General features: G+C 68.1%; 20 protein-coding genes. 16 read left to right on the forward strand and 4 right to left on the reverse strand.

Annotation, left to right across the window (positions count from 1 at the left end):
• Window positions 1–53 precede the first annotated feature (53 nt).
• The 10 genes from argB to L0977_RS05970 all read left to right on the forward strand — a co-directional run bounded on the left by argB (window position 54) and on the right by L0977_RS05970 (window position 11,664).
• A complete protein-coding gene (gene argB / locus L0977_RS05925; protein ID WP_234263923.1) occupies window positions 54–965 on the forward strand; it encodes an acetylglutamate kinase in 912 nt (303 codons plus the stop codon).
• A gap of 78 nt (window positions 966–1,043) precedes the next feature.
• Window positions 1,044–1,736, forward strand: a complete 693-nt coding sequence (locus tag L0977_RS05930; protein WP_234263924.1) for a response regulator — start codon at window positions 1,044–1,046, stop codon at window positions 1,734–1,736.
• Between the two features lie 19 nt (window positions 1,737–1,755).
• Window positions 1,756–3,213, forward strand: a complete 1,458-nt coding sequence (locus tag L0977_RS05935) for a sensor histidine kinase (RefSeq protein ID WP_234264124.1) — start codon at window positions 1,756–1,758, stop codon at window positions 3,211–3,213.
• A 110-nt stretch (window positions 3,214–3,323) separates the two neighbouring features.
• A complete protein-coding gene (slmA, locus tag L0977_RS05940; RefSeq protein ID WP_234263926.1) occupies window positions 3,324–4,007 on the forward strand; it encodes a nucleoid occlusion factor SlmA in 684 nt (227 codons plus the stop codon).
• 144 nt (window positions 4,008–4,151) lie between these two features.
• The gene (locus tag L0977_RS05945; protein WP_234263928.1) at window positions 4,152–4,835 is read left to right on the forward strand and encodes a TetR/AcrR family transcriptional regulator; all 684 of its coding nucleotides are present in this window, start codon (window positions 4,152–4,154) and stop codon (window positions 4,833–4,835) included.
• Between the two features lie 39 nt (window positions 4,836–4,874).
• Window positions 4,875–6,671 carry an acyl-CoA dehydrogenase C-terminal domain-containing protein gene (locus L0977_RS05950; RefSeq protein ID WP_234263929.1) on the forward strand — a complete coding sequence of 599 codons (1,797 nt, stop codon included), beginning with the start codon at window positions 4,875–4,877 and terminating at the stop codon, window positions 6,669–6,671.
• Between the two features lie 25 nt (window positions 6,672–6,696).
• Window positions 6,697–7,134: a DUF2147 domain-containing protein gene (locus tag L0977_RS05955; protein ID WP_234263930.1), complete on the forward strand. Its 438-nt coding sequence runs from the start codon at window positions 6,697–6,699 to the stop codon at window positions 7,132–7,134.
• A gap of 25 nt (window positions 7,135–7,159) precedes the next feature.
• Entirely contained in the window at window positions 7,160–9,559 is a 2,400-nt protein-coding gene (locus tag L0977_RS05960; protein ID WP_234263931.1) for a 3-hydroxyacyl-CoA dehydrogenase/enoyl-CoA hydratase family protein, read from the forward strand.
• Window positions 9,560–9,568: 9 nt separating this feature from the next.
• Window positions 9,569–10,777, forward strand: a complete 1,209-nt coding sequence (locus L0977_RS05965) for an acetyl-CoA C-acyltransferase (RefSeq protein ID WP_234263932.1) — start codon at window positions 9,569–9,571, stop codon at window positions 10,775–10,777.
• A 71-nt stretch (window positions 10,778–10,848) separates the two neighbouring features.
• Complete coding sequence (locus L0977_RS05970; RefSeq protein WP_234263933.1) at window positions 10,849–11,664, forward strand: acyl-CoA thioesterase; 816 nt, start codon at window positions 10,849–10,851, stop codon at window positions 11,662–11,664.
• Between the two features lie 310 nt (window positions 11,665–11,974).
• On the opposite strand, the gene L0977_RS05975 is transcribed toward L0977_RS05970, so the two are convergent.
• Entirely contained in the window at window positions 11,975–14,287 is a 2,313-nt protein-coding gene (locus L0977_RS05975) for a patatin-like phospholipase family protein (protein WP_234263934.1), read from the reverse strand.
• A 174-nt stretch (window positions 14,288–14,461) separates the two neighbouring features.
• On the opposite strand from L0977_RS05975, the gene L0977_RS05980 reads away from it, so the two are divergent.
• Window positions 14,462–15,226: an enoyl-CoA hydratase gene (locus L0977_RS05980; RefSeq protein ID WP_234263935.1), complete on the forward strand. Its 765-nt coding sequence runs from the start codon at window positions 14,462–14,464 to the stop codon at window positions 15,224–15,226.
• Window positions 15,227–15,268: 42 nt separating this feature from the next.
• On the opposite strand, the gene L0977_RS05985 is transcribed toward L0977_RS05980, so the two are convergent.
• On the reverse strand, window positions 15,269–16,054 hold the full coding sequence (locus L0977_RS05985; RefSeq protein ID WP_234263936.1) for an SDR family oxidoreductase: 786 nt from the start codon (window positions 16,052–16,054) through the stop codon (window positions 15,269–15,271).
• A gap of 103 nt (window positions 16,055–16,157) precedes the next feature.
• On the opposite strand from L0977_RS05985, the gene L0977_RS05990 reads away from it, so the two are divergent.
• A complete protein-coding gene (locus L0977_RS05990; RefSeq protein ID WP_234263938.1) occupies window positions 16,158–17,069 on the forward strand; it encodes an AraC family transcriptional regulator in 912 nt (303 codons plus the stop codon).
• A gap of 31 nt (window positions 17,070–17,100) precedes the next feature.
• On the opposite strand, the gene L0977_RS05995 is transcribed toward L0977_RS05990, so the two are convergent.
• Window positions 17,101–17,493: a VOC family protein gene (locus L0977_RS05995; RefSeq protein WP_234263939.1), complete on the reverse strand. Its 393-nt coding sequence runs from the start codon at window positions 17,491–17,493 to the stop codon at window positions 17,101–17,103.
• Window positions 17,494–17,820: 327 nt separating this feature from the next.
• Here L0977_RS05995 and L0977_RS06000 point away from each other — a divergent pair, with 327 nt between their 5' ends.
• From L0977_RS06000 to L0977_RS06010, 3 genes are all read left to right on the forward strand, one after another.
• On the forward strand, window positions 17,821–19,044 hold the full coding sequence (locus L0977_RS06000) for an ABC transporter substrate-binding protein (protein WP_234263940.1): 1,224 nt from the start codon (window positions 17,821–17,823) through the stop codon (window positions 19,042–19,044).
• Window positions 19,045–19,189: 145 nt separating this feature from the next.
• Window positions 19,190–19,996, forward strand: a complete 807-nt coding sequence (locus L0977_RS06005; protein WP_234263942.1) for an ABC transporter ATP-binding protein — start codon at window positions 19,190–19,192, stop codon at window positions 19,994–19,996.
• The gene (locus L0977_RS06010; protein WP_234263943.1) at window positions 19,989–20,693 is read left to right on the forward strand and encodes an ABC transporter ATP-binding protein; all 705 of its coding nucleotides are present in this window, start codon (window positions 19,989–19,991) and stop codon (window positions 20,691–20,693) included. The genes L0977_RS06005 and L0977_RS06010 overlap by 8 nt, the downstream gene beginning before the upstream one ends.
• A gap of 113 nt (window positions 20,694–20,806) precedes the next feature.
• On the opposite strand, the gene L0977_RS06015 is transcribed toward L0977_RS06010, so the two are convergent.
• Window positions 20,807–21,670: an AraC family transcriptional regulator gene (locus L0977_RS06015; protein ID WP_234263944.1), complete on the reverse strand. Its 864-nt coding sequence runs from the start codon at window positions 21,668–21,670 to the stop codon at window positions 20,807–20,809.
• Between L0977_RS06015 and L0977_RS06020 the strand changes: the two genes are divergently transcribed.
• Window positions 21,669–22,562 carry a branched-chain amino acid ABC transporter permease gene (locus tag L0977_RS06020; protein WP_234263946.1) on the forward strand — a complete coding sequence of 298 codons (894 nt, stop codon included), beginning with the start codon at window positions 21,669–21,671 and terminating at the stop codon, window positions 22,560–22,562. The genes L0977_RS06015 and L0977_RS06020 overlap by 2 nt on opposite strands.
• The last annotated feature ends 6 nt before the right edge of the window (window positions 22,563–22,568 follow it).

Here is a 22,568-nt window from a genome sequence, read left to right on the forward strand (position 1 = left end):
TATGGCGAGCCCTAGAATTCCGTCATCCCCGCATTCCCGCCACCGGAGCCTTCATGACCAGCCCGACCGCCCAACCCACCGACCTCTCCCACGTGCAGCCGCGCGACAAGGCCGAAATCCTGGCCCAGGCCCTGCCCTACATCCGCAGGTACCACGGCAAGACCATGGTCATCAAGTACGGTGGCAACGCCATGACCGATCCGGCCCTGCAGCAGGCCTTCGCCGAAGACGTGGTGCTGCTCAAGCTGGTCGGCATCAACCCGGTGGTGGTGCACGGCGGCGGCCCGCAGATCGAAACCCTGCTGCAGCGCCTGGGCAAAAAGGGCCACTTCATCCAGGGCATGCGCGTGACCGACGCCGAGACCATGGAGGTGGTCGAATGGGTGCTGGCCGGCGAGGTGCAGCAGGACATCGTGGGCCTGATCAACCAGGCCGGCGGCAAGGCGGTGGGCCTGACGGGTCGGGACGGCGCCATGATCCGCGCCCAGAAGCTCCAGCTGTCGGACCAGCAGGACCCGAACGTCAAGCACGACGTCGGACAGGTGGGCGACATCGTCTCCATCGACCCTTCGGTGGTGAAGGCGCTGCAGGACGACCAGTTCATCCCCGTGGTCAGCCCGATCGGTTTCGGCGAAAAGAACGAGAGCTACAACATCAACGCCGACGTGGTGGCCGCCAAGCTGGCCACGGTGCTGCAGGCCGAGAAGCTGCTGATGCTGACCAACATCCGCGGCGTGCTCGACAAGGCCGGCCAGCTGCTGACCGAGCTGACCCCGCGCCGCATCGACGAGCTGTGCGAAGACGGCACCATCAGCGGCGGCATGATCCCCAAGATCGCGGGCGCGCTGGACGCCGCCAAGAGCGGCGTCAACGCGGTGCACATCATCGACGGCCGCGTGCCCCACGCGCTGCTGCTCGAAGTGCTGGGCGACCAGCCCTTCGGCACCATGATCAAGAGCCATTGATGGCACCGTTGCGCCCGCATCGCGCGCCCTGCCGCCTTCTCGCCAGCGCCTCGCCGGCCCCCATCCGCGACTGAAACGATGCGCCTGCTCCTGGTCGAAGACGACGTGATGGTGGCCAGCGGCATCAAGCTGGGCCTGTGCGATGCCGGCTACACCGTCGACTGGGTCGGCAGCGGCGAGCGCGCCGAACAGGCCCTCGACCGGGAGAGCTTCGACCTGGCCATCGTCGACATCGGCCTGCCCGGCATCGACGGCCTGGAACTCACGCGGCGCCTGCGCGAACGCGGCCTGTCGATGCCGGTGCTCATTCTCACCGCCCGCGACGCCCTGCACGACCGCGTGCAGGGGCTGGACCTCGGCGCCGACGATTACATGGTCAAACCGTTCGAGCTGCCCGAGCTGCTGGCCCGTCTGCGCGCGCTGTTGCGCCGCTCCCAGGCCGCCACCTCGGCGGTGCTCAGTTTCGGCGCGCTGGAGATGGACACGGCCCACCGGCGCGTCACCCTGGCCGGCCAGGTCATGGACATCGGTCCGCGCGAATGGACCGTGCTCGAATACCTGCTGATGCAGGCACCCAAGCCGGCGGCCAAGGACAAGCTGCTGGCCGCGCTGACCGGCTGGGACAAAGAAATCACGCCCAACGCCATCGAGGTCTACGTCTCGCGGCTGCGGGGCAAGCTGGAGCCTGCGGGCATTCTGCTGCGCGCCATCCGGGGCTTCGGCTACCGGCTCGAACTGGCCGGGGCGACCGACGATGCCCACCCCGGCTGAGCCCCGCCCGCCCGAGGGCATGATCTGGGGCCTGCAGAAGCGCCTGCTGGTCCTGCTCATGCTGCCGCTGAGCCTGGTCGGCCTGGTCAGCATGTTTTTTCACTACCAGAGCGCGAGCACCGTCGCGCTGCAGAAAGACCAGCAGTTGCAGCGCCTGCTGCCCATGCTGGCCGATTCCATCGTGGTGGTGAGCGACGCCCCCATGCGCGACGAGCTCGACGACGACCCTGGGCTGGTGTTGCTGCTGGCGCCACCGGTGGAAGAGTTCCTCAAAGAGCGCGAAGGGTTCGCCGCCTACGGCATCGCCGACCACAACGGCCGGCAGCTCGCGGGCGAGAGCTGGCTGCCCACCATCCTGCCCAGCACCGACGACGCGGAGTTCGTCAGTGTCGTCGAAGGCGGCATCACCTACCGGGTCATTGCCCAGCGCAACCCGACCGCGGCCGGCGACATGATCCTCATGCTCGCCGACGGCTCCGACGCGCGCCAGCACTGGCTCGACACCGTGCTCGTGCGCGTCATCCTGCCCAACCTGGTGCTGCTGCTGGTCGCAGCGGCTGCCGTGACCTGGGCCGTCGCGCGCGCCTTGCGTCCGCTGCTGACCCTCAAACTGGCCGTCGAACGGCGCTCGCCGCGCGACCTGTCTCCGCTGGACGTTGAGAGTGCCCCGGTGGAGGTGCGGCCCCTGGTGACCTCGCTCAACAGCCTCTTCGGCCTCGTGAACCAGCAGGCCGAAGCCCAGCGCCGTTTCGTCGCGGATGCGGCCCACCAGTTGCGCACGCCGCTGGCGGGCCTGCAGGCCCAGGTCGAGGCCTGGGCCCAGGCCGCCCGCAGCAAACAGGGCGCCGACCTGCTGGCCCTGCGCGTCGATCAGGTGCAGCGCCTGCGCGACGCCACCCGGCGCACCTCCCAGTTGGCCAACCAGTTGCTGGCCCTGTCACGGGCCGACACGGCGAACGCCTCGGCCCAGCCGACCCAGCAGGTCGACCTGATGGACCTGTGCGAAACCATTCTGGCTCTGTACCTCGACGCGGCGGCCGAAAAGCAGATCGACCTCGGGCTGGAAACCGAACCCGCCCAGGTGACCGGCCACGGCTGGCTGCTGCGCGAACTGCTGATCAACCTGGTGGACAACGCCATCAAGTACACCCCCGCCGCGGGGCGCGTCACCCTGCGCTGCGGGCTGCAACAAACCCCGCTGGGCCAGCAGGCCTGGCTGGAGGTCGAAGACGACGGCCCCGGCATTCCCGCCCACGAACTGCACAAGGTGCTGGACCGCTTCTACCGCCTGCCCGGCACGCCCGGCGAAGGCAATGGCCTGGGACTGGCAATCGCCGATGAAATCGCCCGTGCCCACCACACACTGCTGCAGCTTCACCGCGGTGCGCAAGGACAGGGCTTGCGCGTGCGCGTCGACTTCGTTCCGGTGTCTCCGCCGCCCGAAGAACCCGCGAGCGCCCCCATGCCGTTCGCCTGAAGGGTCGCCACGGGGCCGCCACAAGCCTGTGCGAAAATGTTTCTCGAGGAAGACAGACGTGCGGCCGAGACCTTCGGCTCCACAAAGGCCGACCCCCTGACCGAACGCCCATGACCTCCAGCGCCCCCGAGTCCACGCCCCTGGCCGACACCGAGGCCGACCTCCCCACTCCCGCCGCCGATCCATCGCCCGCTCCCGGACGCAAGCGTCCGCGCCCGGGCGAACGCCGTGTGCAGATCCTGCAGACGCTGGCCAGCATGCTGGAGCAGCCCGGGGCCGACCGCATCACCACCGCGGCGCTGGCGGCCCGGCTGGAAGTCAGCGAAGCCGCCCTGTACCGGCACTTCGCCAGCAAGGCGCAGATGTTCGAAGGGCTGATCGATTTCATCGAACAATCGGTCTTCAGCCTCATCAACCAGTTGGGCGAACGCGAACCCGATCCGCTGCAGCGTTGCCGCAAGCTGGTTGCCCTGCTGCTGCAGTTCGGCGAAAAGAATCCCGGCATGACCCGCGTCATGGTCGGCGACGCGCTGGTGTTCGAGAACGACCGCCTGCAGCAGCGCATGAACCAGTTCTTCGACAAGATCGAGGCCGCCCTGCGCCAGGATCTGCGCGAGGCGGCCACCATCGCCGGGACGGCCACCCCCACGGTCGATGCCCAGGCCGATGCCTCCACCCTGACCGCCTTCTGCGTCGGCCGCTTGCAGCGCTATGCCCGCAGCGGCTTCCGGCGCCTGCCTGCCGAAGGCATCGAACACAGCCTGGTGCGCCTGCTCCCGACGGCTCCCCTCTGACCACAAGGGTTTACCCGCAAATCCCGGCACTTCGCCGCAGAAGCGCACAAAAAAACCCGCGATACGACCCCGGCCGATGCGCACGGGGTCTTTTTTTGGGTGAAAATAGCACGATCGTTCGTTTTATTTTCTTCCCAGCGTCCCATGCCCACGCCCCCCGTCTCGCGCAGCCGCTCACGGCCTTTGCAAAAAGGCCAGCAGACCAAAGCCGCTATCGTCGACGCCGCGCTCGGCCTGGCCACCCAGATCGGGCTGGAGGGGCTGTCCATCGGGGCGCTGGCCGAAGTCATGCAGATGAGCAAGTCGGGGGTGTTTGCCCATTTCGGCTCGCGCGAAGAACTGCAGATCTCGGTGGTCCGTGAATACCACGCCCGTTTCGAAGAGGAAGTGTTCTACCCGGCCATGCAGGCGCCACGCGGCCTGCCCCGACTGCGCGCGCTGTTCAACAACTGGATGAAGCGCACCTCGGTCGAAATCGATTCGGGTTGCATCTACATCAGCGGCGCGGTCGAATTCGAAGACCGCACCGGCCCCGTGCGCGATGCGCTGGAATGGTCGGTCAACACCTGGCTCGAAGCCATGCGCCGTGCCATCGCCCTGTCGGTCGAAGAAGGCCACCTGCGCAGCGACACCGATCCGGCGCTGATGGGCTTCGAGATCCACGCCCTCATTCTGGCGCTGCATTACGAGGCGCGTTTCCTGCGCCGCCCCGACTCGCTGCAACGCGCCATCACCGCTTTCGAGAGCATCGTGCAGCGCTACAGCACCGGCACGATCCTCGCGGTCCCCGCCACCACGGGCCGTCCCCGCAGCGGCGTCAAGGCCTGACCCGTTTTTTTGCCTCACCACACCCTCAGGAGTCCACCCATGCCCGTCTACAACCCGCCCCTGCGCGACATGCAATTCGTGATGCATGAGGTTTTCAACGTCGAGGCCGAATTCAAGGCCATGCCGGCCCATGCCGAGACCGACGCCGACACCATCAACGCCGTGCTGGAAGAAGCGGGCAAGTTCGCGGCCGAAGTGGCCTTCCCGCTGAACATCAGCGGCGACACCGAGGGCTGCACGCTGGACAAGGCGACGCACGAAGTCACGCCGCCCAAGGGCTTCAAGGAAGCCTATGCGCAGTACGTGGAAGGCGGCTGGCCCGCGCTCTCGTGCGACCCCGAGTTCGGTGGCCAAGGCCTGCCGTACGTGGTCAACCAGTGCCTGTACGAAATGCTCAACAGCGCCAACCAGGCCTGGACCATGTACCCGGGCCTGAGCCACGGCGCCTACGAAGCCCTGCATGCCCACGGCACCGACGAGCAGAAGAAGACCTACCTGACCAAACTGGTGAGCGGCGAATGGACCGGCACCATGTGCCTGACCGAGCCCCACTGCGGCACCGACCTGGGCCTGCTGCGCACCAAGGCCGAGCCCCAGGCCGACGGCAGCTACAAGATCACCGGCAACAAGATCTTCATCTCGGCCGGCGAACACGACATGGCCGAGAACATCGTCCACCTGGTGCTGGCCCGCCTGCCCGATGCGCCCAAGGGCAGCAAGGGCATCAGCCTGTTCGTGGTACCCAAGTTCAAGGTCAATGCCGACGGCAGCCTGGGTGAGCGCAACCCGATCTTCTGCACCGGCCTGGAACACAAGATGGGCATCCACGGCAACGCCACCGCGCAGATCGCGCTGGACGGTGCCATCGGCACGATGGTGGGCGAGCCCAACAAGGGCCTGGCCGCCATGTTCGTGATGATGAACGCCGCCCGCCTGGGCGTGGGCAACCAGTCGCTGGGCCTGACCGAAGTCGCCTACCAGAACGCCCTGGCCTACGCCAAGGACCGCCTGCAGATGCGCAGCCTCTCGGGCACCAAGGCCAAAGACAAGGAAGCCGATCCGATCATCGTGCACCCCGACGTGCGCAAGATGCTGCTGACGGCCAAGGCCTACGCCGAAGGCGGCCGAGCGCTGCAGATCTTCTGCACGCTGCTGCTGGACAAGGCCCACAACCACCCCGATGAGAAGGTGCGCAAGGAGTCCGACGAACTGGTAGCCCTGCTGACCCCGATCGTCAAGGCCTTCATCACCGACAACGGACACATCAGCACCAACGCCTGCATGCAGGTCTTCGGCGGCCATGGCTTCATCAAGGAATGGGGCATGGAGCAGTACGTGCGCGACAACCGCATCAACATGATCTACGAAGGCACGAACACCGTGCAGTCGCTGGACCTGCTGGGCCGCAAGGTGCTGGGCAACCAGGGTGCCACGCTCAAGAAGTTCGGCAAGCTGATCGCGGCACTGGTGGAAGAAGAAGGCGTGAACGAGCAGATGGCCGAGTTCGTCAACCCGCTGGCCTACCTGGGCGACCAGATGACCAAGTTCACGATGGAGATCGGCTTCAAGGGCATGCAGAACCCCGACGAAGTGGGCGCCGCCGCGGTCGACTACCTGCGCGTGGCCGGCCACCTGGCGTTCGCCTACCTGTTCGCCCGCATGGCCCAGGTGGCGCTGAAGAAGATCGCTGAAGGCAGCACCGATCCGTTCTACACCGCCAAGCTGCAGACCGCGCGCTTCTACTTCGCCAAGCTGTTCCCCGAAACGGCGACGCTGATGCGCACCGCCCGCGCCGGCAGCCGCGTGCTGATGGACACCGAAGCCGCCCTGGCCTGAAGCGCCACCGTCCAGGAGAAGAGCGATGAAGCGGAAAGCCTTGATCACCGCCGCCGTGCTCGGCGGCTGGGTGGTGAGCGCCCTGGCGCAAATGACGCCCGAAGGTCTCTGGCGCAACGTCGACGACAAGACGGGCGAGGCCAAGGCCGAGATCCGCATCGCGGCCGGCGCCCATGGCGTGCTCCATGGCCGGATCGAGAAGACGCTGGTGAGCTCGGGCGAGCCGCTGTGCACCGAATGCACCGATGACCGCAAAGGCCAGCCCAAGCTCGGTCTGGAAATCATCCGCGGCGCCCAGAAGTCGGCCACCGACACGCTGTGGGAAGGCGGCCGCATCCTCGATCCAGAAAACGGCAAGGAATACACCCTGCGTTTGACGCCGCTGGAAGGTGGCAGGAAGCTGCAGGTGCGCGGCTACATCGGCCCCTTCTACCGCACCCAGGTCTGGACCCGCGTCGAGTGACGCGGCCACCATGAACGGAACCCCCATGAAATCATTTCAAGTGAAAAAAGTCGCCGTGCTCGGCGCGGGCGTGATGGGCGCGCAGATCGCCGCGCACCTTGTCAACGTCAAGGTGCCGGTCGTTCTCTTTGACCTTCCTGCCAAGGAAGGCCCGAAGAGCGGCATCGTCATCCGTGCTGTCGAGAACCTCAAGAAGCTCAAGCCCTCGCCGCTGGGCGTGGCCAGCGATGCCGAGCTGATCACCGCCGCCAACTACGAAGAGCACCTGGCCCTGCTGGGCGAATGCGACCTCGTGATCGAAGCCATCGCCGAGCGCATGGACTGGAAGCGCGACCTGTACCAGAAGATCGCGCCGCACGTGGCGAAACACGCCATCGTGGCCTCCAACACCTCGGGCCTGTCGATCACCAAGCTCAGCGAAGCGCTGCCCGAAGCGATCAAGCCGCGCTTCTGCGGCATCCACTTCTTCAACCCGCCGCGCTACATGACGCTGGTGGAAATGATCCCCACGCCCACCACCGAAGCGCAGATCCTCGACGAGCTCGAAGCCTTCGTGACCAGCGGCCTGGGCAAAGGCGTGGTGCGCGCCAAGGACACGCCCAACTTCATCGCCAACCGCATCGGTATCGCCGGCATGCTGGCGACGATGAAGGAGGTGGAGAACTTCGGCCTGACCTACGACGTGGTCGACGACCTCACCGGCAAGCGCCTGGGCCGCGCCAGCAGCGGCACCTTCCGCACCGCCGACGTGGTGGGCTTGGACACCATGGCCCACGTGGTCAAGACGCTGCAGGACAACCTGGACGCAACCACCGACCCGTTCTACGGCAGCTTCGGCACGCCGCCCGTGCTGGCCAAGCTGATCGAGCTGGGCCACTTGGGGCAGAAGACCAAGGCCGGTTTCTACAAGAAGGTCGGCCGCGACGTGCTGCGCTTCGAGCTGGAGAGCGAAGAATACGTGCCCGGTGGCCAGAAGGCCGACGAGGTCTACGGCCGCATGCTCAGGAAGCCCGCAGCCGAACGCCTGAAGCTGCTTCGCAACGCCGAAGGGCCGCAGGGCCAGTTCCTGTGGGCCATCCTGCGCAACAGTTTCCATTACGCCGCCGTGCATCTGGCCAGCATCGCCGACACCGCGCGCGACATGGACCAGGCCATGCGCTGGGGCTTCGGCATGAAGCAAGGCCCATTCGAGCTCTGGCAGGAAGCCGGCTGGCTCGACGTGGCGAAGATGGTGCAGGAAGACATCGACGCCGGCAAGGCACTCAGCAAGGCGCCGCTGCCCGATTGGGTGTTCCAGGGCCCGGTGGCCGAGGCCGGCGGCGTGCACACCGCCGAGGGTTCGTGGAATCCCTCCAAGGGCAGGTTCGAAGCGCGCCGCAGCCTGCCGGTGTATCAACGCCAGCACTTCCCCGAGCTGCTGCTGGGCGAAGCCGGGCCGAAGTTCGAGACGGCCGGCACCACCATCAGCGAAGACCGGAACCTGCGCACCTGGACGCTCGACGGTGAGGTGCTGATCGCCAGCATCAAGACCAAGATGCACACGCTCAGCCCCGAGGTTTGCGAAGGCCTGATGGCTGCCATCGCCCTGGCCGAGGCCGAGTACCAGGGCCTGGTGGTGTGGTCGGGCGACGAGCCCTTCAGCGCCGGTGCCGACCTGCAGGCCCTGCTGCCGGCGTTCATGGCCGTGGGTGTGGCCGCGGTGGAAGACGCCGAAGGCTTCATGCAGCAGATGATGCTGCGCCTGCGTTATGCCAACGTGCCCGTGATCAGCGCCATGCGCGGCCTGGCCCTGGGCGGTGGCTGCGAGCTGGCGGTGCACAGCGCGCGCCGCGTGGCCCACATGGAAAGCTACGTGGGCCTGGTGGAAGTGGGCGTGGGCCTGATCCCGGGCGCCGGCGGCCTGACCTACATCGCCCGCCGTGCGGCTGAGAACGCGAAGACCTCCACCGGCAAGGACCTGCTGCCCTTCCTGACCGAGGGCTTCACCGCCGCCGCCATGGCCAAGGTGGGCACCAGTGCCATCGAGTCGCGCGCCATCGGCTACCTGCTGGAGAGCGACCTGATCGTGCCGCACAAGGACGAGGTGCTGTTCGTGGCGCTAAACGAAGCCAAGGCGCTGTTCCGCGCCGGCTACCGCCCGCCGCACAAACGCCTGTTCCCCGTGGCCGGCCGCGACGGCAAGGCCACCATCCTGGGCCAACTGGTGAACATGCGCGACGGCGGTTTCATCAGCCGGCACGACTTCCACATCGCCAGCCTGATCGCCAACGTGGTCACCGGCGGTGACGTCGATCCGGGCACACTGGTGAGCGAGGAGTACCTGATGACGCTGGAGCGTCAGGCCTTCTGCTCGCTGATCGAGCACCCGAAAACCCAAGAGCGGATTCTCGGCATGCTGAACACCGGCAAGCCCCTGCGCAACTGAGGACGCGACATGAGCAAACAGATTCAAGACGCCTACATCGTCGCCGCCACCCGCACGCCCATCGGGCGCTCGCACAAGGGCTCGTTCAAGCACCTGCGCCCGGACGACCTGCTGGCCCACGCGCTGCGCGCCGCCATGGCCCAGGTGCCCAGCCTGGACCCGAAAGCCGTGGAGGACGTGATCGCCGGCTGCGCCATCCCCGAGGCCCAGCAGGGCCTGAACGTGGCGCGCATCGGCGCCATCCTGGCCGGGCTGCCCAACAGCGTGGGTGGCATCACCGTCAACCGCTTCTGCGCCTCGGGCCTCTCGGCCGTGGCGATGGCGGCCGACCGCATCCGCGTGGGCGAGGCCGACGTGATGATCGCTGCCGGCGTGGAGAGCATGAGCATGGTGCCCATGATGGGCAATAGCCCCAGCCTCTCGCCCACGATCTTTCGCAACACCGATGACATCGAGAGCTACGGCATCGCCTACGGCATGGGCCTGACGGCCGAGAAGGTGGCGCAGCAATGGAAGGTGAGCCGCGACGCGCAGGACGCGTTTGCCGTGCAATCGCACCAGCGCGCCGTGCTGGCGATGAAGAACGGTGAGTTCACCGACGAGATCACGCCCGTCACCGTGCAGGAACGCAGCGTGGACCTGGAATCGGCCGAGGTGTCCATCAGCGAGCGCACCGTGAGCCTGGACGAAGGCGCGCGCCCCGACACCACGCTCGAAGGCCTGGCCAGGCTGCGCACGGTGTTCGCCGCGCGCGGCTCGGTCACGGCCGGCAACAGCTCGCAGACCAGCGACGGCGCGGGTGCGCTGATCCTGGCCAGCGAAGCCGCCGTCAAACGCTTCGGGCTGACGCCGCTGGCGCGCTTCGTGAGCTACGCCAGCAAGGGCGTGCCGCCGCACATCATGGGCATCGGTCCGATCGAGGCGATTCCGGTGGCGTTGAAGTACGCTGGCCTCACGCAAGACCAGATCGACTGGTTCGAACTGAACGAGGCCTTTGCCGCGCAGTCGCTGGCGGTGATGAACACCCTGGGCCTGGACCCGGCCAAGGTCAACCCCATGGGCGGCGCCATCGCGCTCGGTCACCCGCTGGGCGCGACCGGGGCCATCCGTTCGGCCACCGTGGTGCATGCGCTCAGGCGGCACAACAAGAAGTACGGCATGGTCACCATGTGCGTGGGCATGGGTCAGGGCGCGGCGGGCATCTTCGAGCGGGTATGACCCTGTGCGGGGCGGGGTGCTGTCGCCCGACAGACCACCCGGCCCCGTCTGTGCGGGCACACTGCAGCCCGATGAACACCCCCGCCACCTCCGCCTTCGACGAAGCCATCGCGCTCTCGGAAACCGCTCCCGGCCGCTACCGTGGCCAGACCCACCCGGGCTACGCCAACATGGTCGGCCCTTTCGGCGGCATCACCGCCGCCACGGCGCTGGCCGCTGTGTGCCGCCACCCGGAGCGCCTGGGTTCACCGGTTGCGCTGACCGTCAACTTCGCCACCGCGCTGGCCGACGGGGCCTTCGAGCTGGAGGCCCGGCCCGTGCGCACCAACCGGTCGACCCAGCACTGGGTGATCGAGTTGCGCCAGAACGGCGCCGTCGCGTTCACGGCCACGGCCATCACCGCCACGCGCCGCGACACCTGGGGCGTCGATGACGAAGCCAAGCCGGCGGTGCCCGCGCCCGACAGCGTGCGCCAGATGGCCATCCCCTCGCCCGTGCAGTGGGTCAAGCGCTACGCCATGCGCCCCATCGAAGGCCTGCTGCCCATGAAGTGGGACGGCAGCGGCATCGGCAGCCGCTCGCGCCTGTGGGTGCGCGACGAGCCGCCTCGCCCCCTCGACTTCGCCAGCCTGACCGCACTGGCCGATGTGTTCTACCCCCGGGTGTGGTTGCGCCGCGCGACCATGGTGCCGGCCGGCACGGTGTCGATGACGGTGTACTTCCACGCCGGCCCTGAGGAATTGGCCGCCACCGGCACCGGCTGGCTGCTCGGCCAGGCCCGCGCCCAGGGCTTTCGCAACGGCTTCTTCGACCAGACCGCCCAGCTCTGGAACGAGGCCGGCCGCCTGCTGGCGACCACGCACCAGGTCGTTTACTACAAGGAATAACCGGGCCCCGCGCAGCGCCAGCGCGGCGTTGGAGGCCGATGGGCCGCCCCCGGGACCGCCATAGCGTTGCGGGATTCCCGCCTGCGCGGGAATGACGGCGTCTGCGCCCCAGCGACCCGCGCAGCGGTGGAGCGTGGGGGCCCAGAACCCTGCGCCGGGCCGCCCCAAGCGGGGGTCACGCCCCCTCGGGGGGCAGCGACCCGCGCAATGGCGGAGCGTGGGGCCCAGAACCCTGCGCCGGGCCGCCCCAAGCGGGGTTCACGCCCCCTCGGGGGGCAGCGACCCGCGCAGCGGCGGAGCGTGGGGGCTTTTAAGGCCGCCCGAGGAACAGGTACAGCCCGGTGTAGCCACGCGGCGCGCTGACCACGCTCAGGTACAACGGCCCCAGCGCGGTGTCGGCCCCCACGAACAGGCTGCGGCCGACCAGCAGGTCGTTCCAGCTCGCGTCGCGCCGACGCAGCCAGGCGTTGCCGGCCTCCAGCGAGCCTCCCACAAACAAAGCCCGTGTCAGCGGGCTGTTCCAGGGCAGGCGGTGGTAGTAGGTCAGCCGGCCGAACGCCAGCATGTTGCCCGAGACCTGGCCGATGCGAAAACCCGAGAGCTGCTGGAAGCCCCCGAGCGAAAACTCGTCGATCGAGCCGATGGCCAGGCGGCTGGCGCGCGCCGCCCGGAACCCGAGGTTGAGCGTGTCGCGGCCCCAGGTGATGGCGCCGGTGGCGGTCAGGTCCATCTTCACGAAGCTGGACGATGGCTGGCCACTGACGAGGCGGCGCCCGCCGATCAGCTCGCCACGCAGCCGGTACCCCGAGGTCGGGAAGTTGGCGTAGTCGAGCTGGTCGGACACCAGGCTGAAGCGCAGGCCGTTGTCGCGCCAGCGCTGGCGCCAGATGGCCGGATCGATGTCCGACAGCGAGGTGCTGATGATCTTGGGCGAAGTCTGGCGCCAGGCCGACAGCAGGCCCACCCGCGCCTCGCCCAGGTGGCCGAGCACCCCCAGCGGCCAGCCGTAGTCCAGCCCCAGGTCCACGTGCGTGCGCGACAGGCTGGCCGCCGCTTCGCCGCTGCCTTCGAACAGGTCGACCCGGCGCAGGCTGCTGCTGAGATAGGCCGACAGGAACTGCGTGCCGTCGCGGCCCAGCGGCTGGTAGAACTCGGTCGACGCCACCGAGGTCTGCCCCAGTTGCAGCAGGTTGCGCCACTCGGCGCCATAACGGTTGATCCAGCGCCGGTTGTGGCTCAGACGCAGGTTGAAGGCCGACTGGCCCTCGAAGTCGGTGCGCAGGTCCAGCCCCATGCGCAGGTAGTTGGGGCCCCAGTCGTTTTCGCGCAGGCGGATCACCAGCGCCTCGCCGCTTTCGGCATGCAGGCGGTCCAGCCGGTAGTCGACCCGGTCGAAGTCACCCGTGGCGGCCAGCGTGCGCAAATCCTGCTCGACGCGCTGCACGTCCAGCGGCTGGCCGGCCTCGCTGTCCACCAGTTGGCGCACGCGGTCGATACGGTCCTGCTCCACCCCTTCAAAGCGCACCTGAGAAACCCAGCTGTCGGCGCCCTGCTCCTGGGTCAGCCGCGTCTGCCGGTGCGCCTGCCACGCGGCGTAGGCCTCGGGCGTGACCGCAAAACGGTCCAGCGCCTGCCGCACGGATTCGGCATAGTCGCGCCCGATCTTCACCAGGTCTTCGGCCCGGTCGAAGCTGGCCGAGGTGATGGTGCCCAGGTCGGGCAGCAGCAGCAGGTCGGACTTGGTGAGCATGTCCATGCTGCGCCGCACGTTCTGCTCGGTCAGGATGTTCACCATCTGGGTGGTGATGCCCACCAGCGTGCCCAGGGTCTCGCGGCCGGCCAGCGGCGTGCCGATGTTGACCGCGATGATCACGTCGGCCCCCATGCGGCGGGCCACGTCCACCGGCAGGTTGTTGACCAGCCCGCCGTCGCCCAGGATGCGGCCGTTGACCTCCAGCGGCGAAAACACCCCTGGCACCGACATGCTGGCGCGCAGCGCGGCCGCGAGGTCGCCGTGGTCCATCACGATGGGCTCGCCGGTCTCCATGTCGGTGGCCACCGCGCGGAAGGGAATCGGCAGGCCGTCGAACGACGCGAGATGGCGCGCGCCCAGCGTGTAGCGGCGCAGCAGCAGCTCCAGCGACCGGGTCGACACCGCACCGGTGGGCAGGCGGAATTCGCCATCGCGAAAGCCGAGTTCGATCAGCGGAGCGAGCTCGAAGTCCTCTTCCTTGCGGCGCTGCGACAGCAACTGGCGCGGTTCGCTGCGCTGGAAGATGCCGCCCCAGTCGAGCGACACCACCTCGTCCTGCAGGGCCTGCGGGCTCATGCCCGCCGCGTAGAGCCCGCCGACGATCGCCCCCATCGAGGTGCCCACCACCATGTCCACGGGCACCCGCGCGGCTTCCAGCACCTGCAGCACGCCCACGTGCGAAAGGCCCCGCGCCCCGCCACCCGACAGCACCAGCGCCACCTTGGGCCGGGCCGGGTGCAGCAGGCGCGAAAGCGGGGTTTCCGCCGCGGCGGCGGTGGCGGGCCAGCCCGCCAGCAGGGCCAGGCCGGCCAGCAGGCCGGCGCACCGCGGGCGCGCAACAAAACAGGACAGAAGACGGCGGAGAAGCATGGCAGCCATCAGGCGGAAAGTGGCATCGAACCGCAGTGTAGGCGCCCGCGTGAGTGCAGGCAGCCCGTGTCGCCCCAGGCGCACGCGATGCCCCCTGCGACCGCCCTTTCGTGGTAACTTGGCGACCCTTCCGAGCGGTCCCCGCGACCGGCCCCTTCACCGCATCCCAGCACCATGAGCGACATCCTGACGCACACCGACGGCGGCGTGACCACGCTGACCTTCAACCGCCTCGACAAGAAGAACTCCATCACCAGCGCCATGTACGCCGCGCTGGCCGACGCCATCGAGGCTGCAGCGGCCGACCCGGCCGTGCGCTGCGTGCTGATCCAGGGCCACGAGACCGTGTTCTCCGCTGGCAACGACATCGCCGACTTCCTGAACCACCCGCCGGCCGGGCAGGACTCGCCCGTGTTCCGTTTCCTGCGTGGCATCGCCCAGTTTCCCAAACCGCTGCTGGCGGCCGCCTGCGGCCCCGCCGTGGGCATCGGCACCACGCTGCTGTTCCATTGCGACCTGGTCTACGCCGGCGACAACGCCGCGTTCTCGATGCCGTTCGTGAACCTGGGCCTGTGCCCCGAAGCGGCCTCCAGCCTGCTGGTGCCGCAGATGCTGGGCTACCACCGCGCCGCCGAAGCCCTGCTGCTGGGCGAACCCTTCATGGCCGAAGCCGCGCTGGAAGTCGGCCTGGTCAACCGCGTGCTGCCCCCCACCGAAGCCAACAGCTACGCCCAGGGCGTGGCGCGCAAGCTCGCGGCCAAGCCGCTGGCCTCGCTGGTGGAAACCAAGCGCCTGATGAAAAAGGGCCAGACCACCCTGGTGATGGACACCATCGCCGAGGAAGGCGCGAGCTTCGGCCGCATGCTGCGCGAGCCCGCCGCGCGCGAAGCCTTCGGCGCCTTCATGGAACGGCGCAAGCCCGACTTCTCGAACCTGTAAGCCGCTACCGGCCGGCACGCCCTGCGACCGCGCGGCGCTGCCTCACAGGGCCACGGCGAATTCCTGTCGCCCGTCGGCGAACAGCGGGTTGCGTGCCGCCAACGCAACCGCGTCGGCGCCGGCCGCGTACCGCAGCCGCGACGAGGCATCCTGGGCAGCCGCCCACACGGTTTCGGCCACATCGGTTTCGCGCGTCACGGCGCCGTGCTGGCCGAACTGCGCAAAGACCGACTGCGCATAGGCCGCATAGGGTTCGGGAATCAGGCCCTGCATGCGCTCGGCGCCGTTGGCCGTGAACCGCGTGGTGGGCGCGTAACCTGGCTCCACCAGCTTCAGCCGCACGTTGAACGCTTCCAGCTCAAACGCCAGCGATTCGGTGAATCCTTCCACTGCTGTCTTGCTGGCGGTGTAGGCCGCCACCAATGGCATGGGTGCCAGCGTGGCGCTGGAGGTGACGTTGATCACCATCCCCGTGCGACGGGCGCGGAACTGCGGCAGCACCGCCTGCGTCATGGCCATGGTGCCGAAGGTATTGGTCTCGAAGATATCGCGCACGGTGCCCATGGGCGTCGCCTCGAAGGCCCCGAACAGGCCTAGGCCCGCGTTGTTCACCAGCACGTCGATGGGGCCAGCGGCTTCCAGGGCGCTGGTGATGCTGTCGGGGCGGGTCACGTCCAGCGGCAGCACCTGCAGGCGGGCGGACGCAGGCAACAGGTCGTGGCGCGGTTGGCGCATGGTGGCCACCACCCGCCAGCCCTGGGCGAGAAAGTGGCGGGCGGTTTCGAGGCCGTAGCCGGACGAACAGCCGGTGATCAGAACGGTTTTCATGACAGAACTCCTAGGTCGGGTTGAGGAATGGCACCAACGATACCGGCTGAAAACAGGATTAACTACAATTAATAGTCCATATTTGATTTGCAGGAGTCCGGTTTTGATCGACCCCATGGCCGAAGTCATCAGCCTGCTGAAACCGCGTGCGGTGTTCGCCAAGGTGATCAGCGGGGCCGGCGCCTGGGCCGTGCGCTACACGGCGTTCGGGCAGCCGAGCTTTTGCACCATGCTCGAAGGACAGTGCGTGCTCGCGGTGGACGGGGTACCCCCCGTGGATCTGCAGGCCGGCGACTTCGTGCTGCTGCCAGCCACGCCTGGCTTCACCCTGTCCAGCCAGGCGCCTGCGGCGCCGGTGCTCCTCGACCCCAGCGCCGCGCCCGGCTCGGTGACCGAGTTGCGGCATGGCCGGCAGACCGGTCCGGCCGACATGCGCATGCTGGGTGGCGGCTTCGCCTTCGACGCGCCCGACGCCGCGCTGCTGGCCTCGCTGCTGCCGGTGCTGGTGCACGTGCGCGGGGTGGAGCGCCTGTCGCTGCTGGTGAAGCTGGTCCGGGACGAGTCGCTGGAAACCCGCCCCGGTCGCGAGCTGGTGCTGGACCGGCTGGTGGAGGTGCTGCTGATCGAGGCCCTGCGCGCCCACCCGCCCGCGGGGGCGCCGGCCGGCCTGCTGCGCGGCCTGGCCGATGCGCGGATCGCCGCGGGCCTGCGCCTGATGCACGGCGACCCCGCCCAGCCCTGGACGGTGGAGGCGCTGGCCCGGGAAGCCGCGCTGTCACGTTCCACGTTCTTCGAACGCTTCTCGCGCGCCGTGGGCATGCCGCCGATGGAGTACCTGCTGGTGTGGCGCATGGCGCTGGCCAAGGACCTGCTGAGCCGCACCAGCCTGGCCATCGCCGATGTGGCCGCGCGCGTGGGCTACGGATCGGCCAGCACCTTCAGCACGGCCTTCAGCCGCCACGTGGGTCTGCCCCCCGGGCGCTACGCGCGCCAGCGCAGCACGGCAACGGGCTGAGCCCCGGCCGGCGTTTCAGAAAACGGCCGATTTACCGCGGCCGATGCATGGCGCAGAGCTTGTTCCCGTCCGGGTCGCGCACATAGGACAGGTGCATGGCGCCCAATTGGCCTTCACGCAATCCTGGCGGGTCCTCGATGGACACCCCGCCGTGCGCCACCGCCACGTCGTGAAACTGCTGCACCTGCTCCGGCGACAGGCACTTGAAGCCGACCGTTCCGCCATTGGCGAAAGTGGCCGACTCCCCGTTGAGGGGCTCGCTGACACAGAAGGTGCCGCCGTCGTGCCGGTAGAACAGGCGGTCCTGGCCGGTGGCGTTGCGGTTGCGGTGCGGCTCGCCCACACCCAGCACGCCCAGCACGGCGTCGTAAAACCGCTTCGAACGCTCAATGTCGTTGGACCCGACCATCACATGGCTGAACATGCCTTTGTCTCCTGGAAACTGGTTTGATCAAAGCCCCTGCCGGCGTCTGAGCGCCGCCGGGACCACTGACAGCCCGCATTCTGACGGAGCGACCCGGCGGAGGCTGTCGCCACCGCACCAGCCCAGGTGCCCAGGCGGAATGCGGATGGACGGGTGGCAGCACGCCCCGCTGAAAGGAAGCACGTGCTCGTCGGCAAAGAAGCCCATCATGTGCATCTTGAGTAGATCCCTGTGCCTCCCGCCCATGGTTCCCGGACGTGTGCTCTCCTAGCATTGGCCCGACTCGAACACCGAGTTCGGGGCAATAACCCAACAGGAGACAAGCACATGGATCTGAAACAGTGGGCAGCCGCGTCCGTTGTCGCCGCTGCAAGCCTGGGCGTGGCCCAGGCACAAGGCACCCAGCCGGGCAAACTCTCGAACAACGTACTGCGCATCGGCGTGCTGACCGACATCTCCGGCGTCTACGCCGACATCTCGGGCAAAGGCGCGGTCGAGGCGGTGAAGATGGCTGTCGAAGACTTCGGCGGCTCGATGTTCGGAAAACCGATCGAGGTGGTTTTTGCCGATCACCAGAACAAGGCCGACGTGGGCGCCGCCAAGGCGCGCGAGTGGTACGACGGCGGCGTCGACATGATCAACGACCTGGCCAACTCCGGTGTGGCCCTGGCCGTGGCCGGTGTGGCCAAGGAGAAGAAACGCCACGCCATCGTGAACAACGCGTCCAACGTGGGCGTGACCAATGCGCAGTGTTCCCCTTACACGGTGCACTATGCGTACGACGCCTATTCGCTGGCGCACGGCACCGGCAAGGCGATTGCCGAAGCCGGCGGTGACACCTGGTTCTTCCTCACGGTGGACTTCGCCTTCGGCATCGGCCTGGAGCAGCAGGTGGGTGACGTGGTGCGGGCCAACAAGGGTCGCGTGGTGGGCGCTGCGCGCCACCCGCTGGGCACGACCGACTTCTCCTCCTACGTGCTGCAGGCGCAGGCTTCCAAGGCCAAGATCGTCGGCCTGGCTTCCACCGGCAACGACACCATCAACGCCATCAAGGCGGCCAACGAATTCGGCATCACCAAGAACCAGAAGCTGGCCGCGCTGCTGCTGTGGATCCAGGACGTGCACGCCCTGGGCCTGCCCACCGCGCAGGGCCTGCAACTGACCAACGCCTGGTACTGGGACATGAACGACGAGTCGCGCGCGTTCGCCAAGCGCTTCCAGCAGCGCGTGGGCGGGCAGATGCCGAACATGGCGCACGCGGGTGACTACTCGTCCACCATGCACTACCTCAAGGCGGTGCAGGCAGCGGGCACGGACGACCCGGATGCCGTCTCGGCCAAGATGCGCGAGCTGCCCATCAGCGACATGTTCACCAAGGCCGGCAAGATCCGCGAAGACGGCCGCATGGTGCACGACATGTACCTGTGGGAAGTGAAATCGCCCGCCGAATCCAAGGGACCGTGGGACTACCTCAAGCTCGTGAAGACGATCCCGGGCGAGCAGGCCTTCATGCCGCTGGCGCAGAGCAGCTGCTACCTGGTCAAGAAGTAGCACATAGACGCCCCCCGTTGCTTGCGCACTGCGTGCAGCCGCATACCCCCTGCGGGGGGTGGGCCGGCCGCTTCGGGGCGGCCGTGCGCAGCGGCCCCTGGCCCCAAGCCGCTGCCTGCACCCACATTGCAACCTGGTATCCATCATGTCTTTCATTCTTGAAACGCAGGGGCTCTCGCGCAGTTTCAACGGGTTTCACGCCGTCTCGAACGTGAACCTGGCGGTGCGCGAAGGCAGCATCCACGCGCTGATCGGCCCGAACGGTGCCGGCAAGACGACCTGCTTCAACCTGCTCACGCGCTTCATCGACGCCACCGCTGGCCGCATCCGCTACCAGGGGCAGGACATCACCCGCACGCCGGCCGACGCCGTGGCCCGCATGGGCCTGGTGCGTTCGTTCCAGATCTCGGCCGTGTTCGGCCAGCTGAGCGTGTTCGAAAACGTGCGCCTGGCGCTGCAGCGCCGCCGGGGCCATTCCATGGACTGGTGGCGCAGCGACCGCGCGCTGGCTGCCTACGACGAACAGACCCACGCGCTGCTGGCCGGTGCCGGCCTGGCCGAGTGGTCGTCGCACCTGGCGGGTGAACTGCCCTACGGCCGCAAGCGCGCGCTGGAGCTGGCGACCACGCTGGCGCTGGCGCCCCAGGTGCTGCTGCTGGACGAGCCCATGGCCGGCATGGGCGCCGAAGACATCGCCCACGCGGCCGAGATGATCCGCCAGGCCGCGCGCGGGCGCACCGTGCTGATGGTGGAGCACAACCTGTCCGTGGTGGCCGATCTGTGCGACCGCATCACCGTGCTGGCGCGCGGCGAGGTGCTGGCCGAAGGCGACTACGCCACCGTCTCGAAAGACCCACGCGTGGTGGAGGCTTACCTGGGCTACGGCCACGCCGGGCAACGCCAACACAACGACCACACCGCCGTGGCCAACGGGGAGGCAAGCCATGGCTGAGCCCCTGCTGACCCTGCGCGGCGTGAAGGCCTGGTACGGGCCGAGCCAGGCGCTGCACGGCGCCGACTTCGAGGTGCACGAAGGTGAGGTGGTGACGCTGCTCGGGCGCAACGGCGCGGGCAAGTCGACCCTGCTCAAAACCATCATGGGCATGATGGGCCGCCGAGAGGGCTCGATCCGCTTCAAGGGCCATGAGCTCATCGGCCTGGCGCCGCACCACATCGGGCGCCTGGGCGTGGCTTTCTGCCCGGACGACCGCGGCATCTACGCCTCGCTCACGGTGCGCGAGAACCTGCGCCTGCCGCCCGTGGTGGCCGAGGGCGGCATGAGCGAGGCCGAGCTGTTCGCGCTGTTCCCCAACCTGGCCGAGCGCGCGAAATCGGCCGGCACCCACCTCTCGGGTGGCGAGCAGCAGATGCTGGCGATCGCGCGCATTTTGCGCACCGGCGCGCGCCTGCTGTTGCTGGACGAGCCCACCGAAGGCCTGGCGCCGGTGATCGTGGACCGCATCGGCGAGCTCATCCGGCAGCTCAGGGGGCGCGGCTACACCATCGTGCTGGTGGAGCAGAACGTGCACTTCGCGGCCGAGCTGGCCGACCGGCACTGCCTGATGGCCTCGGGCCGCATCACCGACACCTTCGACGCGGCGACGCTGATGCGCAACTTCGATGCGATCACCTCAAGGATCGGGGTATGAGGAAGCACCGTTTCCGGCGCGACATGCCGCCGTCCAGAAACACCGCGGAACTGGCTCTGCCAGGCCGCTGGTGTTGCTCCCTTGAGGGGGGGCCGTGCAGCGCGGCGGGGGGATCACTTTTTCCGGTAGTCGGAGGGCCGGAAGCCCGTCAGGCGTTTGAAGGTGTTGGAAAACGCGAACGGGTTGACGTAGCCCACGCTGTGGGCGATGGCCTCGATCTTCTCGCTGGTGGTGGCCAGCAGGTGCGCGGCGTGCGCGATGCGCAGCGTGGCCAGTTGCTTGCCGGGGCTGCGGCCCAGGTTCTTCTGGCACAGGCGGCGCAGGTGCTCTTCGCTGGTGTTGGCCAGGCCGGCGAGATCGGCCAGGCTCCAGTCGCGCGCCAGGTCGGCCTTCACCGCGTTCCACACCGGCAGCAGGCGCGGCTCGCGCTGCAGCGGCTCCAGGATGCGCGAAAGGTAGCGCTCAATCACGTCGACCCACACGGCACAGGTACCGGGGTCGGCGGCGCCCTGCATCTCGCCCGAGAGGCCGAGGATGGCGTGCTCCAGCACGCGGCCGTCGAACGGGCTGAGCGTGGGGGCCATGGCGCCGTCCACCGAGCGCATCGAATCGGACCGAAACCGCACCCACGCCATGCGCCAGCGCTTGCCAGGCACCGCGTGGAAGGCGTGCAGCACGTGGGCGGGCGCAAAGCTCACGGTGCCCGGCTTGTGCGCGTACCAGCGGCCGTCCAGCAGGGTCTGGCCTTCGCCGGCGAGGCACACCTGCAGGAAGGCACCGCTCAGGTTCGTTCGCACGATGGTGTACGGCGCAGCCGCGTCCACCACCGCCACGTGGGCAATGTGGCGCGCCGCGAGCGCGTCGCACTGCTCCGCCCGCACCACCGTTTGCACGGTGTCATCGCCCAGCACATGGGTTTCTTGGGAGATATCGGGATGCTTGATCGGCATGGCCTGCGCATCATAGGGAGCGCACATGGTTGAGGTATTCGGTCTTCCCCTGCCTGTGCTGGCGGGTCAGCTCATGCTGGGGCTGGTCAACGGCTGCTTCTACGCGGTGCTCAGCCTGGGCCTGGCGGTGATCTTCGGGCTGCTGCGCATCGTCAACTTCGCGCACGGCGCGTTCTTCATGGCCGGCGCCTTCGGTGCCTGGATGCTGCAGCACTTCCTGGGACTGGGCTACTGGGCTGCGCTGCTGGCGGTGCCGCTGATCGTGGGTGCGCTGGCCGGTGTGTTCGAACGCGGACTGCTGCGCCGGCTCTACGGGCTGGACCCAATCTACGGCCTGCTGCTCACTTTCGGCCTGGTGCTGGTGCTGGAAGGGGGCTTTCGCATTGCCTTCGGCACCTCGGGCCAGGCTTACCCGGTGCCTTCGCAGTTGCAAGGGGTGTTCAACCTCGGCTTCATGGTCCTGCCGATCTACCGCGCCTGGGTGATCGTGGCAGCGCTGGCGGCCTGCGTGCTCACCTGGTGGCTGATCGAGCGCACGCCGCTGGGCGCGAGGCTGCGCGCGGCCACCGAGAAGCCCACGCTCACGCAGTCGTTCGGCGTCAATGTGCCGTTGCTGCTGACCATCACCTACGCCGGCGGCATCGCGCTCGCGGCCTTCACGGGGGTGCTGGCCGCCCCGATCCTGCACGTGAATTCGGGCATGGGATCGAACCTGGTGATCATCGTGTTCGCCATCGTGGTCATCGGCGGCATGGGCTCGGTGTTCGGCTCCATCGTCACCGCGCTGGGCATCGGCGTGATCGAGGGGCTGACCAAGGTCTTTTACTCGGAAGCCTCGACCACGGTGATCTTCGTGGTGATGGCCCTGGTGCTGCTGCTGCGCCCGCGCGGTCTGTTCGGTAAGGAGGGCGCAGCATGAGCGTCG

The organism is Hydrogenophaga sp. NFH-34 (assembly GCF_021401345.1).
Classification (GTDB): Bacteria; Pseudomonadota; Gammaproteobacteria; order Burkholderiales; family Burkholderiaceae_C; genus Hydrogenophaga; species Hydrogenophaga electricum.

Coding starts and splice junctions, on each gene's coding strand:
- argB (WP_234263923.1), top strand. CDS start 54: ATGACCAGCCCGACCGCCCAACCCACCGACCTCTCCCACGTGCAGCCG.
- L0977_RS05930 (WP_234263924.1), top strand. CDS start 1,044: ATGCGCCTGCTCCTGGTCGAAGACGACGTGATGGTGGCCAGCGGCATC.
- L0977_RS05935 (WP_234264124.1), top strand. CDS start 1,756: ATGATCTGGGGCCTGCAGAAGCGCCTGCTGGTCCTGCTCATGCTGCCG.
- slmA (WP_234263926.1), top strand. CDS start 3,324: ATGACCTCCAGCGCCCCCGAGTCCACGCCCCTGGCCGACACCGAGGCC.
- L0977_RS05945 (WP_234263928.1), top strand. CDS start 4,152: ATGCCCACGCCCCCCGTCTCGCGCAGCCGCTCACGGCCTTTGCAAAAA.
- L0977_RS05950 (WP_234263929.1), top strand. CDS start 4,875: ATGCCCGTCTACAACCCGCCCCTGCGCGACATGCAATTCGTGATGCAT.
- L0977_RS05955 (WP_234263930.1), top strand. CDS start 6,697: ATGAAGCGGAAAGCCTTGATCACCGCCGCCGTGCTCGGCGGCTGGGTG.
- L0977_RS05960 (WP_234263931.1), top strand. CDS start 7,160: ATGAAATCATTTCAAGTGAAAAAAGTCGCCGTGCTCGGCGCGGGCGTG.
- L0977_RS05965 (WP_234263932.1), top strand. CDS start 9,569: ATGAGCAAACAGATTCAAGACGCCTACATCGTCGCCGCCACCCGCACG.
- L0977_RS05970 (WP_234263933.1), top strand. CDS start 10,849: ATGAACACCCCCGCCACCTCCGCCTTCGACGAAGCCATCGCGCTCTCG.
- L0977_RS05975 (WP_234263934.1), bottom strand. CDS start 14,287: ATGCTTCTCCGCCGTCTTCTGTCCTGTTTTGTTGCGCGCCCGCGGTGC.
- L0977_RS05980 (WP_234263935.1), top strand. CDS start 14,462: ATGAGCGACATCCTGACGCACACCGACGGCGGCGTGACCACGCTGACC.
- L0977_RS05985 (WP_234263936.1), bottom strand. CDS start 16,054: ATGAAAACCGTTCTGATCACCGGCTGTTCGTCCGGCTACGGCCTCGAA.
- L0977_RS05995 (WP_234263939.1), bottom strand. CDS start 17,493: ATGTTCAGCCATGTGATGGTCGGGTCCAACGACATTGAGCGTTCGAAG.
- L0977_RS06000 (WP_234263940.1), top strand. CDS start 17,821: ATGGATCTGAAACAGTGGGCAGCCGCGTCCGTTGTCGCCGCTGCAAGC.
- L0977_RS06005 (WP_234263942.1), top strand. CDS start 19,190: ATGTCTTTCATTCTTGAAACGCAGGGGCTCTCGCGCAGTTTCAACGGG.
- L0977_RS06010 (WP_234263943.1), top strand. CDS start 19,989: ATGGCTGAGCCCCTGCTGACCCTGCGCGGCGTGAAGGCCTGGTACGGG.
- L0977_RS06020 (WP_234263946.1), top strand. CDS start 21,669: ATGGTTGAGGTATTCGGTCTTCCCCTGCCTGTGCTGGCGGGTCAGCTC.
- L0977_RS06015 (WP_234263944.1), bottom strand. CDS start 21,670: ATGTGCGCTCCCTATGATGCGCAGGCCATGCCGATCAAGCATCCCGAT.